Raw genomic sequence first — 16,431 nt, forward strand, 5'->3', positions numbered from 1 at the left:
TTCCTTTCAGAAGAGCATGAGCAATGCGATGCGAGCAGATCAGAAGTTATATTTTATGGAGTAGATAATTCCGTCCTGGAGGAAACTTTCACCCAATTTATTATCCGCATAGCGATATTGTAATCCGATCGTCAGGCTGGGATTGGGCTTCCACCAGAAGCCTGCGCCACCGTTGACGCCCTCTTTACCGCCGTTGCCGGCAGCATATTGATCGGCGCGGTCAAACTCATATTCCGTCCAGTTGGTCAGGCTGAAATTCTCGCCCCATGCGGTGAAGTCATATCCGGCGACCCAGCCAAATACATAGCCATTATCGCCGGTGTAATACGTCTGATCGGTATAACGTTTGGCGATAAAAGGCTTGTACCAGAAGTTACCCGCTTTAATGTTGTAGCCTATTCCGTATAACGCCATGACATCATGGAAATGCACGCCGAGCGGCGCACCGTAGGTGCCATATAAATGGCCGTAAAGATTAAAACCTGAATTACCCAGATAGAACCGGTTGGTGCTTTTAAAGGTATAGCGCTGTTCATCTCCCGGCTGGTCATGTTCTTTATTCAGCGGATTTTCCAGATCGAAGAAACCGTAAGTTTCACCCCAGGTAAATCCCGCACCGCCTTCCAGTTCAAGATAGAAAAAGTCATCTTTATGCGATTTCATTCCGGTCCGGTGCGTGGTGTTTTGTGTCCAGTCCAGATAATGCAAACCGGTATCAAAGAAGCCCCATAAATATTCAGCCTGAGCGCCGGGCGCTAAAAATATTAATGCCAGAGGTAATGTATATTTAATTAATTTCTTCATCGCGCTTAATTCCCTTAGCCAGAAATGCACATTCCTGAAAACTGTGCATATTAGATTCAAAAGTCCGAGCGCTGGGAGTATTCACGATGAGGAAAGGGCTAAACCAATATTGATTTAGCGGGGCATTTATAGCTTTTATCTATAAATAGCCAAAAAAGGATTTTTATCTATACAAAACAACTCATTATAAAAAATCGCAAAGCAGTAAAACCGAAAGAAAAAATAAACTATCGGTCAGATATGAGAGTGAGTTCAAATTAAGGAAATAAAGTCAATATTAACAGTAAGGCGAGCGGTTTACGGGGACACGTTATCACGAACAATTAGCAGACGATATTATTTTCACGCAAACCGAAATAATGCGGCAATATCCTGCACAAGACTTTTTGCAGGATATTGCCGTTCCCGTTAGCGGGTAATCACTTTCCACAGCAAATGACCGTAGACCGGCATCATCGGCTGTTTGCTGAGCATCACGATGCTCACCGCCGTCGCGACCAGACTCAGCACACAAACCACGCGCAGGCGCGGCAGCGGTAACCATTTTGTCATCGCGTCCGGCGTGGCTTTTCCGGCACGGAACCAGCGCCAGAGAAGCCAGGCGCTCAGCCAGATCAGCACGAAGGCCGCAAACAGCATCCATTTGAAGACCGCGCTGTTGTGGCCGGTCGGAATGTCGATCGCGACGCCGGCCAGAATTCCCGGCAGGAAGTAGACCGGCGGCCAGGTGATGCAGCCGATGATATTCGGCGGCGCAAATTTATACGGCGGCAGGTTCAGCATACCGGCAGCCAGCGGCACCAGCGGACGCGTCGGGCCAATGAAGCGGCCAATAATCACCGTTGCAAAGCTGTGACGATCAAGCGCGTGCCCGGTTTTATCAAGCAATGACTGATAGCGTTGCAGGAATTTCCACTGATGCAGCGGTTCTTTAAAACGCCGCCCGATGAAGTAAGACGCCCAGTCGCCAAAGAAGCAACCGAGCCCGGCGGCCAGCCACGCTTCGTACAAGCCGACCTGACCGCTGCCGATCAGCGTCCCGAGTGTCGCCATCATCACCGTGCCGGGCAGAATCAGCCCGACCAGCGCCAGCGATTCGAAAAAAGCCACTACGGCGACAATAATTAAAGCAAAGCCCACCGACTGAGCGACCAGATGTTGTAAATAGGCTTCCATAAATTCCCAGTAATTGTGACGCAAAAGGCATAGAGCATCAGTACGGATAAATAATGAGACTAGTGTCAGTTTTCTGAACTTTGATTGTAGTAAATACATCAAGCGGCTGAATTGTCAGCGCCTGAAGTATTGCCGTCAACCCAGTAATTGTATGCGTATTTGGCAGAATCCAGAGTCGTGGACAAAGACTGTATAAATAACCATACTCTGTCATTGATTTTTCATTCCGCTTGCGAGGCGCTTATTAACGCACAATCCACTCCCTCCGCCGCACGCACCACTGACACCTCGCCGCGTCAGGGATTCGTACTGACCCGCCACTGGCGCGACACGCCGCGTGGCACGGAAGTGGAATTGTGGCTGGCGACTGACGATGGCCCGCAGAAAGTTCGTCTGCCGTTGCAGGAGTCGGTGGCCTTTATTCCGGCGGAACAGCGTACGCAGGCTGAACGTCTGCTGACCGGTGAAAAAAATGTCAGTTTGCGCGAATTACCGTTGCAGGATTTCCATTCCCGGCCGGTTCTCGGCCTGTATTGCCCGCAACACCGGCAGTTAATGCGCATTGAAAAGCTGTTAAAAGAGAACGGCGTCAGGGTCTATGAAGCCGATATCCGCCCGCCGGAACGTTTTCTGATGGAGCGTTATATCACCGCGCCGGTGTGGTTCAGCGGCAAGCCGGGGGCGGGCAATCTGCTGCTCGACACGAAGATGAAACCGGCGCAGGAATACCGCCCGCCGCTGAAACTCTGTTCTCTGGATATCGAAACCAGCGGTAACGGCGAGTTGTATTGCATCGGGCTGGAAGGCTGCGGGCAGCGCCACGTTTATATGCTCGGGCCGCCGAACGGTGACCGGGACAGTCAGTTCGATTTCAATCTCGAATACGTCGACAGCCGTCCGCAACTGCTGCAAAAGCTCAACGAGTGGCTGGAAACTTACGATCCGGATGCGATTATCGGCTGGAGCGTCATACAGTTCGATCTGCGCGTTTTACAAAAGCATGCCGACCGCTACAAAATCCCGCTCAAATTCGGGCGTGGCGGCAGTGAGCTGGAATGGCGCGAGCACGGCTTCAAACAGGGGCATTTTTTTGCCGCCGCCGCTGGCCGCCTGATTATCGACGGCATTGAGGCCCTGAAATCCGCCTTCTGGAACTTCAATTCCTTCAGTCTTGAATTCGTCTCGCAAAGTTTATTAGGCGAAGGGAAATCCAGCGATAACCCGTATCAGCGTCTGGCCGAAATCGAACAACGTTTTCGTGAAAACAAACCCGCGCTGGCGCGTTACAACCTGAAAGACTGCGAGCTGGTCACGCGTATTTTTGCCAAAACCGAGCTGATGCCGTTTCTTCTCGAGCGCGCGTCGGTAACCGGGCTGGCCGCCGACCGCAGCGGCGGTTCAGTCGCCGCCTTTACCCACCTTTATTTACCGCGCATGCACCGCGCCGGTTATGTCGCGCCAAATCTGGGCGAGCTGGAAGGTGAAATGAGCCCCGGCGGATTCGTGATGGATTCCCGCCCCGGCCTATACGATTCCGTGCTGGTGCTCGATTACAAAAGTCTGTACCCGTCGATTATCCGCACATTCCTGATCGACCCGGTCGGGCTGGTGGCCGGGCTGCAACAGCCGGACGATGAACATTCTGTTCCCGGCTACCGCAACGCCCGTTTCTCAAGGGAAAAACATTGCCTGCCGGAAATCGTCAGCCAGATCTGGCAGGGGCGCGAAGCCGCGAAAAAACACAACAACAAACCGCTGTCGCAGGCGCTGAAAATCATCATGAACGCCTTTTATGGCGTGCTCGGCTCGAGCGGCTGCCGGTTCTTCGATCCGCGTCTGGCTTCTTCTATTACGCTGCGCGGGCACGACATCATGCGCCAGACCCGCGAGCTGATTGAGGCCGAAGGTTATCAGGTGATTTACGGCGATACGGACTCCACCTTTGTCTGGCTCAATAAAGCGCATACGCAGGAAGACGCCAATGTCATTGGCCGCCGTCTGGTGGAGCAGGTGAATGCCTGGTGGAAACAGCATTTGCAGCAGGAATACGGGCTGGAAAGCGCGCTGGAGCTGGAATTCGAAACGCATTATCAACGCTTTCTGATGCCGACGATCCGCGGTTCCGAAACCGGCAGTAAAAAGCGTTATGCTGGGCTGGTGAAAGACGCAGACGGCGAACACATCGTTTATAAGGGGCTGGAAACGGTGCGCACCGACTGGACGCCGCTGGCGCAGGAGTTTCAGCAGGAGCTGTATCAGCGGATTTTCCATCAGAAACCGTATCAGGATTATGTCCGCGATTATGTGGCGCGCACGCTCAACGGCGAGCTGGACGACAAGGTGGTGTACCGCAAACGCCTGCGCCGTAAGCTCAGTGATTACGAAAAAAATGTGCCGCCGCACGTCCGCGCTGCCCGGCTGGCGGATGAGTATAATGTGCAGCATGGCCGCGCAAAGCAGTACCAGAACGGCGGGTGGATAAGCTACGTGATGACCACTTCCGGGCCGGAACCGCTGGAGAACCGCCAGTCACCGGTCGATTACGATCACTACATCGAACGCCAGCTGGAACCGGTGGCCGATGGCATTTTGCCTTTCCTTCATGACGATTTTGCTACACTCATTACAGGTCAGATGGGGTTATTTTAAGCAAAAGAAGGCGCTGCGGATGTGATTCTAAGGTGACGAATCGCTTACCTTCCATTACCATAGCGCCCTTTCCCATTTCTGAATCATCCTCACACAGTGAATCACTTCCCGCCTGCTGACGGGAAAAGAAAACTATTGCCCAAGCATTATCAGAGGCATGGCGAGCAATGCGCAGTCGCTGCCGCAGTTGTCGTACACAGAGCAAATAACACAGAGAGAGATTATGCCGTTTACATTGGGTCAACGCTGGATAAGCGATACGGAAAGCGAATTAGGATTAGGAACCGTGGTTGCGCTGGATGTGCGCATGGTTACCCTGCTTTTCCCCGCCACCGGTGAAAACCGTTTGTATGCCCGAAATGATTCCCCGATCACCCGCGTGATGTTCAATCCCGGTGATACCATCAGTTGCCACGAAGGCTGGCAGCTGCAAGTCGATGAAGTCATTGAAGACAAAGGTTTACTGACCTATATCGGTACCCGTCTGGATACAGAAGAAACCGGCGTTGCCATGCGTGAAGTGCTGCTCGACAGCAAACTGACATTCAGCAAACCTCAGGATCGTCTGTTCGCCGGTCAGATTGACCGCATGGATCGTTTTGCCCTGCGTTTCCGCGCACGTAAATATCAGCGCGAGCAGTTCCGTCTGGAATTCGGCGGCCTGCGCGGTATGCGCGCCAGCCTGATCCCGCACCAGTTGCACATTGCTTACGAAGTTGGGCAGCGCCATGCGCCGCGCGTTTTACTGGCCGATGAAGTCGGTCTGGGTAAAACCATCGAAGCCGGCATGATTATTCATCAGCAATTGCTGTCCGGCCGCGCCGAACGCGTGCTGATCGTGGTGCCTGAAACCCTGCAACATCAGTGGCTGGTTGAGATGCTGCGCCGCTTCAACCTGCGTTTCTCTCTGTTTGATGACGACCGCTATGCCGAATCCGTGCATGAAGCAACGAACCCGTTTGAAACCGAGCAGCTGGTTATCTGTTCTCTTGATTTCGTGCGCCGCAATAAGTCCCGCCTCGAGCAGTTGTCCGATGCGTCCTGGGACATGCTGGTCGTCGACGAAGCGCACCATCTGGTGTGGAGCGAAGACGCGCCAAGCCGCGAATATCAGGTTATCGAGCAGCTTTCTCAGCAAATCCCGAGCGTCCTGCTGCTGACCGCCACGCCGGAGCAACTGGGCCAGGAAAGTCACTTTGCGCGTCTGCGCCTGCTGGATCCGGATCGTTTCCACGATTACGAAGAATTCATTGAAGAACAGCAGCAATATCAGCCGGTCGCGGATGCCGTGACGCTGCTGCTTAATAAAGAGCCGCTGACGCCGGAAGCGCTGGCCTTGCTGGGCGAAAGCGTTGGTAATGCAGACACCGACGCGCTGCTGACCGCCGCCAATAAAGGTGATGAAGCCGCCGCGAAACAGCTGGTTTCCATGCTGATGGATCGCCACGGCACCAGCCGCGTGCTGTTCCGTAACACCCGTAACGGCGTAAAAGGTTTCCCGGAGCGCCATCTGCATTCGGTGAAACTGCCGCTGCCGACGCAGTATCAGACCGCGATTAAAGTCTCCGGCATTATGGGCGCGAAGAAAACCGCCGAAGCCCGTGCGCACGACATGCTGTATCCGGAGCAGATTTATCAGGAATTTGAAGGCGAAAACGCCACCTGGTGGAACTTCGATCCGCGCGTGGAATGGCTGCTCGGTTATCTGACCGCCAACCGTGACGAAAAGGTGCTGGTGATTTGCGCCAAAGCCGCCACCGCGCTGCAACTGGAGCAGGTTCTGCGTGAACGCGAAGCGATCCGCGCCGCCGTGTTCCACGAAGGTTTGTCGATCATCGAACGTGACCGCGCCGCCGCGTACTTCGCTTCGCAGGAAGAAGGCGCGCAGGTTCTTCTGTGTTCTGAAATCGGCTCCGAAGGCCGTAACTTCCAGTTCGCCAGCAAGATGGTGATGTTCGATCTGCCGTTCAACCCGGATCTGCTTGAGCAGCGTATTGGCCGTCTGGACCGTATCGGCCAGCAAAATAATATCGACATCATGGTGCCTTACCTTGAGCAAACCGCGCAGTCCGTGCTGGTCCGCTGGTTCCATGAAGGGCTGGATGCGTTCGAACATACCTGCCCGACCGGCCGGACGATTTATGACAGCGCTTACGATCAGCTGATTACGTTCCTCGCCACACCGGCTGAGCAGGAAGGTCTGGACGACTTTATTCTCAAATGCCGTGCGGAACATGACGCGCTGAAAGAGAAGCTGGAAAATGGCCGCGACCGTCTGCTGGAGATGCATTCCAACGGCGGCGAACGTGCGCAGCAGCTGGCGAAAGAGATTGGCGAGCAGGATAACGACGTCAATCTGGTGAATTTCGCACTGAATCTGTTCGATATCGTCGGCATCAATCAGGACGATCGCAGCGATAATATGATCGTTCTGACGCCATCCGATCACATGCTGGTGCCGGATTTCCCGGGCCTGCCGGAAGACGGTTGTACGGTGACGTTTGACCGTGAACAGGCGCTGTCGCGTGAAGATGCGCAGTTTATCAGCTGGGAACATCCGATCGTACGCAACGGTCTGGATCTGATCCTGTCCGGTGATACCGGCAGCTGTGCGGTGTCGATCCTGAAAAACAAAGCGCTGCCGGTCGGTACACTGCTGGCAGAGCTGATTTACGTGGTCGAATGTCAGGCGCCGAAACACCTGCAACTGACCCGCTTCCTGCCGCCAACGCCGGTGCGCATGCTGATGGATCGCAAAGGCACTAACCTTGCCGCGCAGGTGGAATTCGAGAGCTTTAACCGCCAGTTGAACGCCATCAACCGTCATAACTCCAGCAAGCTGGTCAATGCTGTGCAGCAGGACGTTCACGCCATGTTGCAGCAAGCTGAAGCGGAAATTGCTGAGCAGGCGCGTGCGCTGATTGAAGCGGCGAAAGTCGAAGCGGACGAGCAACTGACGAAAGAGCTGGATCGTCTGAAAGCGCTGAAAGAAGTGAACCCGAACATTCGCGATGACGAACTGGAATCGGTAGACTCAAACCGTAAGCAGGTGCTGGCCAATCTGAACGACGCCAGCTGGCGTCTGGATGCGATCCGTCTGGTGGTCGTCAGCCACCAGTAAGCCTGTCGGGATGCAGCCGCTTCTGCCTCCCTTCTTTTATTTCACCCTGAATGCAGACTGAAACCGCTATGAGCGAACATCAACCGACAATGCCTGAGCCGTCCAAAACCCGGCCGCTGGAGAATTACAATCCGCCGACCGATCCCTGGTTGCAGGTGATTTTCCAGGATGAACACATCATGGTGGTGAATAAACCAAGCGGGTTGCTTTCGGTGCCGGGGAAATTAGCCGAGCATCAGGACAGCCTGATGACGCGCATTCAGCAGCAATATCCGGAAGCGGAATCGGTGCATCGTCTGGATATGTCGACCAGTGGCGTGATTGTGGTGGCGCTGACCAAAGAAGCTGAGCGTGAGCTTAAACGCCAGTTCCGCGAACGCGAAACCAAGAAAGTGTATATCGCACGCGTCTGGGGACGGGTTGAAGAAGATTACGGCATTATTGATTTGCCGCTGATTTGCGATTATCCCAACCGGCCTAAGCAGAAGGTTTGCCATGAGACCGGGAAGAAAGCGCTGACGCAGTATGAAGTGATGTCCTGGGATGAAGACGGCACGACGCGCGTCAAACTCCGGCCGATTACCGGGCGTTCGCACCAGCTGCGCGTGCATTTACTGGCGCTCGGGCATCCGATTCTGGGCGATAAGTTTTACGCACATCCGCAGGCGCTGGCCGCCGCTGACCGTCTGCAACTGCATGCGCAGGAGCTGTCGTTTTACCATCCGATCACTGATGCGCCGCTGGTATTTAACTGCGAGCCGGATTTTTAAGTTTCCGGCAGTTACAAAAAAGGCGCTGAATTCAGCGCCTTTTACTTTTGCGTCGGAGAAGATTACTTAAAACCTTTCTCTCTTTTGATCAGGTCATATGCGGCCTGAATCGACTGCGCTTTCTCTTTCGCCATTTCCATCATTTCCGGCGGCAAACCCTTCGCAACCAGTTTATCCGGGTGATGTTCGCCCATCAGTTTGCGGTACGCCCGTTTGATGGTGGTCGCGTCATCCGTGGCATTCACACCCAGCACTTTACAGGCATCGGCCAGTGTCGGGCCTTGCTGTGTCTGGTGATAACCGCCGCGATAAGAGTGACCACCCTGCTGATTTCCGCCGAACTGTTGTCCGCCTTCCATCATGCGCAGGAACTGTTCGAACTGCATGCGGGAGATCCCGAGTTCTTCGGCAATCACATACAGCACTTCGCGCTCGTTCGGGTGTAAAGAGCCGTCGGCATACGCCGCCTGGATCTGGATTTCCAGAAAAGTCCGGATCAGATCAAAGCGGCCAAAACATGCAGTACGCAATGCCCGCATTTTTTCCCGCAACGGGTAATTCGCATCTTTCCCGTCGCGGAAGGCACGCTGGGCGGCTTCACGCTGCTCACCGTGCAACTGCATACGTTCCATGTAAAGACTGGCGATTTGTATATCCGCCTCGGTCACTCTGCCTTTTGATTTAGTCAGATTCCCCATCACTTCGAATGTGGTGCGGAAAAAGATGGTTTGACGTGTCTGTTGATCGGCGAAATATCCCCGGCGTTTCGCGGAACGCGCGGTATCAAACATATGCCCTATCAACACCCCTGAAACAATTCCCCAGAAGCCTAAACCGGACCATAAGCCCAGGATAAGTCCGAGCAGTTTTCCCCAATACTGCATATACTCCTCAATTCGCCATGCCGTCGCTTAAAAATTGCTTTATCATAACCGGCATTTATCGTTGTGCCTAACGGCGGCAACGTAACAGGTTGGATTTAACACTAGCGCAACCATGATGAGTGAGATAGTCTCTGACCGTTTGCCGGCATGATGCCTCTGATGACGGAACACCATTTTACGTATGAAAAACAGACGTCTGAAAACACGCTTACCCACAGTGCTGGCTGCCACAATCTGGTCAGTATTGTACAGTCACGGCGCAATGGCCGACCTCGCGCAACAATGTATGCTCGGCGTTCCGACCTATGACAAACCTTTGGTGCAGGGTGATCCTAATTCACTGCCTGTGACCATCAATGCCGACAAGGCCACCGGAAATTATCCTGACAGCGCGCTTTTCAGCGGCAACGTGAATATCGTTCAGGGTAACAGTACGCTCGATGCCGATCATGTTCAGCTCAACCAAATTGCCAACCCGAATCAGCCCACTCCGACCCGTACCGCCACGGCGACCGGGAACGTGCGTTATAACGATAACCAGATCAAGCTGAACGGGCCAAAAGGCTTTGCAAACCTGACCACCAAAGATACCGATGTTCAGAACGGCGATTACCAGATGGTAGGCCGTCAGGGCCGCGGTAATGCCGACAAGATGAAGCAGCGTGACAACAACCGCTACACCATCATGGATAACGGCACTTTCACAACCTGTCTGCCTGGCGATAACAGCTGGAGCGTGGTGGGTTCAGAAGTGATTCAGGATCGCCAGGAAGAAGTGGCTGAAATCTGGAACGCGCGTTTCCATATTGGCCCGGTTCCGGTGTTCTATAGCCCGTATATGCAGTTGCCGATCGGTGATAAACGCCGCTCGGGCTTCCTTATTCCGAACGCCAAATACAGCAGCAACAACGGTTTCGGCCTGACCGTTCCCTGGTACTGGAACATCGCGCCAAACTACGATGCCACGATCACGCCGAACTACATGAGCAACCGTGGTCTGCAATTGCAGAACGAATTCCGCTATCTGACCGTGGCCGGTGCAGGTCTGATGGAGTTCGATTATCTGGGCAACGATAAGAAAATCGATCAGCAGTACGTGGATGATGAGAACCGGACCAGCGATAAGACTAAGCGCTGGATGTACTACTGGCGCCATGCCGGTGTATACGATCAGGTGTGGCGCTTCAACGTCGACTACACCAAGGTCAGTGATCCGTACTACTTCACCGATTTCGATTCGAAATACGGTTCAAGTACTGACGGCTATTCTACCCAGAAGTTTAGCGTGGGCTATGCCAACGAAAACTGGGATGTGACGCTGGCCAGCAAACAATTCCAGGTGTTCTCGGACTACGGTAACAGCAATGCTTACCGCGCCCAGCCACAGCTGGACATCAACTATTACAAAAACGATGTGGGTCCTTTTGACCTGCATCTTTATGGTCAGGCGGTGAAATTCACCAGCGTTAACCCTGATAACCCGGAAGCGGTGCGTACGCACTTCGAACCGACCCTGAGCCTGCCACTGAGTAACGGCTGGGGAAGTCTGGATAACGAAGTGAAGCTGATGGCGACCCACTATCAGCAGGATATTCCGGATGCGTATTACGATGCGAACCCGGATACCAAACTGCGTTCTTCAGTAAACCGCGTTATGCCTGAGTTCAAAACCGACGGCAAAATGGTCTTCGACCGGACGATGGACTGGAACAGTGATTACACCCAGACCCTCGAACCGCGCGCACAATATTTGTACATTCCGTATCGTAACCAGAGCGGGATTAATACCTATGACTCGACGCTGTTGCAGTCCGACTATACCGGTCTGTTCCGTGATAAAAGTTACAGCGGCCTGGACCGTATTGCTTCGGCAAACCAGGTGGCAACCGGTTTAACCACCCGTATTTATGACGAAAATCTGGAAGAGCGCTTCAATGCGTCTGCCGGTCAGATTTACTACTTCCAGCCACCGCGCACAGGTGACGTGAACAGTGTTCTGGATAAAAGTGATGACAAAGGCAGCCTGGTTTGGGCCGGTGACAGCTATTACAAAATCAATGACTTCTGGGGCGTTCGTGGCGGCGTGCAGTATGACACCCGTTTAGATGCGCTGGCGCTGGGCGATGCCGTTCTGGAATACCGCGCTGACTCAGAAAGAATGGTTCAGTTGAGCTACCGTTATGCCAGCCCGGAATATATTCAGGCGACACTGCCGAGCGTGACCAACCCGGGTTATCAGGATGGTATTTCTCAGGTGGGCGGCATCGCCAGCTGGCCAATTGCTGACCGCTGGGCGATTGTTGCGGCCTATTATTACGACACGAAAGCACAGCAATCTGCCGATCAGCTGATTGGTTTGCAGTACAACACTTGCTGCTGGGCCATCAACGTGGGCTACGAACGTAAGATCACCAACTACGATACTGTTAAGTCCGAAAGCAAGTATGACAATAAGATTGGATTCAACATTGAACTTAGAGGCCTGGGGAACAATCAAACCCTCGGAACGAAAGAAATGTTGGCCAGCGGCATACTGCCTTATCAACGCGCTTTCTAAGCCGATACCACGATTGATGAGTTAAGACTCTACGAACTCAGTGAACTTGAAACCCGCGTTTGCGGATTAGACAAATGGAAAAAGTATGAAGAACTGGAGAACACTTCTCCTCGGCGTGACGCTTTGTGCCAGCACTGCGTTTGCAGCCCCTCAGGAAGTTGATAAAGTTGCCGCCGTCGTCAACAACGGCGTCGTATTGCAAAGTGACGTAGACAGCCTGTATCAGTCAGTCACGCAGCAGGCCAAGCAAGCGAACCAACAGCTGCCCGATGAAGCAACGTTGCGCCACCAGATCCTGGATCGTCTGATCATGGACCAGATCCAGTTGCAGATGGCGACCCGCATGGGTATCACGCTGACCGATCAGGATGTGGACAAAGCGATTGCTGGCATTGCGCAGCAGAACAATATCTCCGTTGACCAGCTGCGCAGCCGTCTGGCTTATGACGGTCTTAACTACAGCACTTATCGCGCCCAGATCCGTAAAGAAATGCTGATCAGCGAAGTCCGTAACAGCGAAGTTCGCCGTCGCGTGACGATCCTGCCTCAGGAAGTGGATCAGCTGTCCAAACAGGTTGCGGCTCAGAACGGCAGCAGCGCTGAATTTAACCTCAGCCATATCCTGTTGCCATTGCCGGAAAACCCAACACAGGATCAGGTTGATACAGCTGAACAGCTGGCGAAGAAAATCGTTGCCGATCTGAACAACGGCGCGGACTTCGGAAAACTGGCTATCACCTACTCTGCCGATTCCCAGGCGCTGAAAGGCGGCAACATGGGTTGGGGCAAATTGCAGGAATTACCTTCCCTGTTCGCTCAGGCGCTGAGCACTGCGCAGAAAGGCCAGGTTATCGGTCCGATCCGTTCAGGCGTGGGCTTCCACATCCTGAAAGTGAATGATATCCGTGGTGATAACAAAAGCGTTTCCGTCACTGAAGTCCATGCACGCCATATCCTGATCAAGCCATCCGTTGTGATGACCGATGCTCAGGCGCGCGCGAAACTGGAACAGGCTGCGGCGGATATTAAGAGCGGCAAAGCAACGTTTGCTGATGAAGCGAAACAGCTTTCTCAGGATCCGGGTTCTGCAAATCAGGGCGGCGACTTAGGTTGGGCGTCTCCGGATATGTACGATCCTGCGTTCCGCGATGCGCTGATGAACCTGAAAAAAGGGGAAATCAGTGCGCCAGTTCATTCTTCCTTCGGCTGGCACCTGATCCAGTTACTGGATACCCGCCAGGTTGATAAAACAGATGCGGCGCAGAAAGAACGTGCTTACCGCATGCTGTTCAACCGTAAATTTGCGGAAGAAGCCCAGACCTGGATGCAGGAACAACGTGCTGAAGCGTACGTGAAAATTATGGACGGTAATGGACAATAAAACACTGACAACGAAATCTGTCGTCATCACCCCCGGCGAACCTGCCGGGGTTGGGCCGGATCTGGTACTGGCGCTGGCTCAGCAGGCATGGCCTGTTGAGCTGGTGGTGTGTGCCGATCCGGCCCTGCTGCTTGAGCGCGCTGAAAAACTGGGTCTGAAGATCCAGTTGCGCGAATACCAGAAAGACAGCCCGGCAGAACCTCAGGCCGCGGGGACATTAACGGTTTTACCGGTCAGCACGGCTGTGCCTGTCACGCCCGGTAAACTGGATGTCGCCAACAGCCAATACGTGGTAGAAACGCTGGCCCGCGCCTGCGATGGCGCAATCAGCGGTGAGTTTGCCGCGCTGATTACCGGCCCTGTGCAAAAGAGCATCATTAACGATGCCGGAATCCCGTTTATCGGTCATACCGAATTCTTTGCTGACCGTAGTCACTGCAACCGCGTAGTGATGATGCTGGCAACGGAAGAACTGCGCGTCGCGCTGGCGACTACGCATTTACCGCTGTTAGCCGTACCGGGTGCGATCACGCGCGAATGTCTGCACGAAGTCATCACCATTTTGAATCATGATCTGAGGACCAAATTCGGCATCGCCGAGCCGCAAATCTACGTGTGCGGTCTGAATCCGCACGCCGGTGAAGGCGGTCATATGGGTCATGAGGAAATAGACATCATCATCCCTGCGCTGGAAGAACTGCGCCAGCAGGGAATGCATCTTATCGGTCCGCTGCCCGCTGATACGTTATTCCAGCCTAAATATCTGCAACACGCCGATGCTGTTTTATCGATGTATCACGATCAGGGCCTTCCGGTGCTAAAATATCAGGGATTCGGTCGCGCCGTGAATATCACGCTGGGCCTTCCCTTTATCCGGACTTCCGTTGATCACGGCACCGCCCTTGAACTCGCTGCAACCGGCACCGCCGATGCAGGCAGTTTCAAGACAGCAATAAATCTCGCCATTCGTATGGCAAATAACAGCAACGATAAATAACAACAATGAATAGTAGAGTCCACCAAGGTCACTTTGCCCGTAAACGTTTTGGGCAAAACTTCTTAACCGATCAGTTTGTTATCGATAGCATCGTGTCGGCCATTCATCCTATGCCGGGCGAATCTGTAGTCGAAATCGGTCCTGGCCTGGCTGCATTAACTGAGCCCGTCGCTTCACGTCTGGACAGCATGACGGTCATCGAACTCGACCGCGATCTGGCTACACGTCTGGAAAACAATCCGAAGTTTCAGGGCAAGCTGCGCGTCATTCAGTCTGATGCCATGAAAATCAATTTTGGTGAGCTCTCCGAAGAGCTTGGCCAGCCGCTGCGCGTATTCGGCAACCTGCCGTATAACATTTCCACGCCGCTGATGTTCCACCTGTTCACCTACACCAACGCCATCAAAGACATGCATTTCATGTTGCAGAAGGAAGTGGTAAACCGCCTGGTTGCAGGCCCGAACAGCAAAGCGTATGGTCGTTTAACGGTGATGGCGCAGTATTACTGCAATGTTATCCCTGTGCTGGAAGTGCCGCCAGAATCCTTTACACCGGCGCCAAAAGTGGAATCCGCCGTGGTGCGTTTAGTGCCGCATGACGTGATCCCTTATCCGGTTTCTGATATCCGCATTCTGAGCCGCCTGACCACCGACGCGTTCAATCAGCGTCGTAAGACTGTGCGTAACAGCCTCGGCCATCTGTTCACTCCTGAGCAAATGACGGAGCTGGGCTTAGATCTCAGCATGCGTGCTGAAAATATTTCGGTTGAGCAATACTGTAAACTGGCTAACTGGTTGTCCACGCGGCCTAAAACCCCGGAACCTCAGGAGTAGCGTTATGCTTAATTCGCCCCGTGTTTGTGTTCAGGTGCAAAGTATCTACGTAGAGTCACAGTCGATACCGGAAGAAGAACGTTTTGTTTTCGCCTACACCATCACGATCCGCAATCTGGGGCGTTTTAATGTGCAACTGCTTCGCCGTTACTGGCTGATCACCAACAGTAACGGCCGCCAGACCGAAGTTCAGGGTGAAGGGGTTATCGGTGAACAACCGCTGATCCTGCCCGGCAATGAATTCCACTACACCAGCGGCGCTGTTTTAGAAACGCCACTGGGCACGATGGAAGGCCATTACGAAATGGTCGCGCACGACGGTGAAAGCTTCCGCGTGCCGATCCCGGTCTTCCGCCTCGCCATCCCTACGCTGATAAATTAATCCACATGTCGACATATCTTATTGGTGATGTTCACGGCTGCATCGATGAACTCAAGGCGCTATTGGCGCAGGTAGATTTTGATCCGCAAAATGATGTTCTCTGGCTGACGGGCGATCTCGTCGCGCGCGGGCCGTCTTCTGTTGAAGTCCTGCGTTTTGTCAGTGGTTTGGGTGATTGCGTGCGAATGGTACTCGGTAATCACGATTTGCATCTGCTGGCGGTTTACGCGGGCATCAGCTTTAACAAGCCGAAAGATCGTATTACACCGTTACTCGAAGCAGAAGATGCCGATGAGCTGATCAACTGGCTGCGTCGTCAGCCGGTATTGCAGGTAGATGAAGATCTGAGACTGGTGATGGCTCATGCCGGGATCACTCCGCAATGGGATCTCGACACTGCAAAAATGTGCGCCCGCGAAGTTGAAGCCGTGCTGAGCAGCGACACTTACCCGCTGTTTCTCGATGCCATGTACGGCGATATGCCGAACAACTGGCATCCGGAGCTGAGCGGTCTGGCGCGTTTGCGATTCAGTACCAATGCGTTCACCCGCATGCGCTACTGTTTCCCGAACGGGCAGCTGGATATGATTTGCAAAGATGTGCCCGAGAACGCGCCAAAACCCCTCAAACCCTGGTTTGATATTCCGGGTCCGGTGCAGGAAGCAGGTTACAGCATTGCGTTTGGCCACTGGGCATCGCTGGAAGGAAAAGGCGCACCGGAAGGCATTTACGCGCTGGACACCGGTTGTTGCTGGGGCGGGGATTTAACGATGCTGCGCTGGGAAGATAAAACCTATTTCACCCAGCCGTCGAACCGTCATAAAGAAAAAGAGCAATCTGAGCTGCCGAAAGCGCTGTAGTTTTTGGGCGGGATAAA

General features: G+C 53.6%; 12 protein-coding genes. 9 read left to right on the forward strand and 3 right to left on the reverse strand.

All coding sequences use genetic code 11. The annotated features are described in order from the left end of the window. Window positions 1-39 precede the first annotated feature (39 nt). Together IV433_RS08075 and IV433_RS08080 are read right to left on the reverse strand one after the other, a co-directional pair. A complete protein-coding gene (locus IV433_RS08075; RefSeq protein WP_195813707.1) occupies window positions 40-804 on the reverse strand; it encodes a nucleoside-specific channel-forming Tsx family protein in 765 nt (254 codons plus the stop codon). A gap of 408 nt (window positions 805-1,212) precedes the next feature. Continuing rightward, window positions 1,213-1,980 (reverse strand): DedA family protein, encoded by a 768-nt coding sequence (locus tag IV433_RS08080; RefSeq protein WP_195813706.1) that lies wholly within the window; start codon window positions 1,978-1,980, stop codon window positions 1,213-1,215. Window positions 1,981-2,223: 243 nt separating this feature from the next. Here IV433_RS08080 and IV433_RS08085 point away from each other — a divergent pair, with 243 nt between their 5' ends. The 3 genes from IV433_RS08085 to rluA all read left to right on the forward strand — a co-directional run bounded on the left by IV433_RS08085 (window position 2,224) and on the right by rluA (window position 8,520). After that, on the forward strand, window positions 2,224-4,629 hold the full coding sequence (locus tag IV433_RS08085; RefSeq protein WP_195813973.1) for a DNA polymerase II: 2,406 nt from the start codon (window positions 2,224-2,226) through the stop codon (window positions 4,627-4,629). 223 nt (window positions 4,630-4,852) lie between these two features. Then, the gene (gene rapA, locus IV433_RS08090; protein ID WP_195813705.1) at window positions 4,853-7,750 is read left to right on the forward strand and encodes an RNA polymerase-associated protein RapA; all 2,898 of its coding nucleotides are present in this window, start codon (window positions 4,853-4,855) and stop codon (window positions 7,748-7,750) included. A gap of 68 nt (window positions 7,751-7,818) precedes the next feature. Then, on the forward strand, window positions 7,819-8,520 hold the full coding sequence (gene rluA / locus IV433_RS08095) for a bifunctional tRNA pseudouridine(32) synthase/23S rRNA pseudouridine(746) synthase RluA (protein ID WP_101075140.1): 702 nt from the start codon (window positions 7,819-7,821) through the stop codon (window positions 8,518-8,520). Window positions 8,521-8,582: 62 nt separating this feature from the next. Here rluA and djlA read toward each other — a convergent pair whose 3' ends face one another. Next, window positions 8,583-9,404 carry a co-chaperone DjlA gene (gene djlA / locus IV433_RS08100; RefSeq protein WP_195813704.1) on the reverse strand — a complete coding sequence of 274 codons (822 nt, stop codon included), beginning with the start codon at window positions 9,402-9,404 and terminating at the stop codon, window positions 8,583-8,585. 181 nt (window positions 9,405-9,585) lie between these two features. Here djlA and lptD point away from each other — a divergent pair, with 181 nt between their 5' ends. The 6 genes from lptD (at window position 9,586) to apaH (ending at window position 16,414) form a co-directional block, all read left to right on the forward strand. Continuing rightward, window positions 9,586-11,961 carry an LPS assembly protein LptD gene (lptD, locus tag IV433_RS08105; RefSeq protein ID WP_195813703.1) on the forward strand — a complete coding sequence of 792 codons (2,376 nt, stop codon included), beginning with the start codon at window positions 9,586-9,588 and terminating at the stop codon, window positions 11,959-11,961. Window positions 11,962-12,046: 85 nt separating this feature from the next. After that, window positions 12,047-13,342 (forward strand): peptidylprolyl isomerase SurA, encoded by a 1,296-nt coding sequence (gene surA, locus IV433_RS08110; RefSeq protein ID WP_152325160.1) that lies wholly within the window; start codon window positions 12,047-12,049, stop codon window positions 13,340-13,342. Next, window positions 13,332-14,339: a 4-hydroxythreonine-4-phosphate dehydrogenase PdxA gene (pdxA, locus tag IV433_RS08115; RefSeq protein WP_195813702.1), complete on the forward strand. Its 1,008-nt coding sequence runs from the start codon at window positions 13,332-13,334 to the stop codon at window positions 14,337-14,339. The genes surA and pdxA overlap by 11 nt, the downstream gene beginning before the upstream one ends. 5 nt (window positions 14,340-14,344) lie before the next feature. Next, complete coding sequence (gene rsmA, locus IV433_RS08120) at window positions 14,345-15,172, forward strand: 16S rRNA (adenine(1518)-N(6)/adenine(1519)-N(6))-dimethyltransferase RsmA (protein WP_152325162.1); 828 nt, start codon at window positions 14,345-14,347, stop codon at window positions 15,170-15,172. A gap of 4 nt (window positions 15,173-15,176) precedes the next feature. Further along, entirely contained in the window at window positions 15,177-15,554 is a 378-nt protein-coding gene (apaG, locus tag IV433_RS08125) for a Co2+/Mg2+ efflux protein ApaG (protein ID WP_152325163.1), read from the forward strand. 5 nt (window positions 15,555-15,559) lie between these two features. Then, the gene (gene apaH / locus IV433_RS08130; RefSeq protein WP_195813701.1) at window positions 15,560-16,414 is read left to right on the forward strand and encodes a bis(5'-nucleosyl)-tetraphosphatase (symmetrical) ApaH; all 855 of its coding nucleotides are present in this window, start codon (window positions 15,560-15,562) and stop codon (window positions 16,412-16,414) included. Window positions 16,415-16,431 lie beyond the last annotated feature (17 nt).

This window comes from Rahnella laticis (genome assembly GCF_015644585.1).
In the GTDB taxonomy this organism is placed as follows: Bacteria; Pseudomonadota; Gammaproteobacteria; order Enterobacterales; family Enterobacteriaceae; genus Rahnella; species Rahnella laticis.

Excerpts from the sequence above, each read along its gene's own strand:
- IV433_RS08075 (WP_195813707.1), bottom strand. The coding sequence starts at position 804 with ATGAAGAAATTAATTAAATATACATTACCTCTGGCATTAATATTTTTA.
- IV433_RS08080 (WP_195813706.1), bottom strand. The coding sequence starts at position 1,980 with ATGGAAGCCTATTTACAACATCTGGTCGCTCAGTCGGTGGGCTTTGCT.
- rapA (WP_195813705.1), top strand. The coding sequence starts at position 4,853 with ATGCCGTTTACATTGGGTCAACGCTGGATAAGCGATACGGAAAGCGAA.
- rluA (WP_101075140.1), top strand. The coding sequence starts at position 7,819 with ATGAGCGAACATCAACCGACAATGCCTGAGCCGTCCAAAACCCGGCCG.
- djlA (WP_195813704.1), bottom strand. The coding sequence starts at position 9,404 with ATGCAGTATTGGGGAAAACTGCTCGGACTTATCCTGGGCTTATGGTCC.
- lptD (WP_195813703.1), top strand. The coding sequence starts at position 9,586 with ATGAAAAACAGACGTCTGAAAACACGCTTACCCACAGTGCTGGCTGCC.
- surA (WP_152325160.1), top strand. The coding sequence starts at position 12,047 with ATGAAGAACTGGAGAACACTTCTCCTCGGCGTGACGCTTTGTGCCAGC.
- pdxA (WP_195813702.1), top strand. The coding sequence starts at position 13,332 with ATGGACAATAAAACACTGACAACGAAATCTGTCGTCATCACCCCCGGC.
- rsmA (WP_152325162.1), top strand. The coding sequence starts at position 14,345 with ATGAATAGTAGAGTCCACCAAGGTCACTTTGCCCGTAAACGTTTTGGG.
- apaG (WP_152325163.1), top strand. The coding sequence starts at position 15,177 with ATGCTTAATTCGCCCCGTGTTTGTGTTCAGGTGCAAAGTATCTACGTA.
- apaH (WP_195813701.1), top strand. The coding sequence starts at position 15,560 with ATGTCGACATATCTTATTGGTGATGTTCACGGCTGCATCGATGAACTC.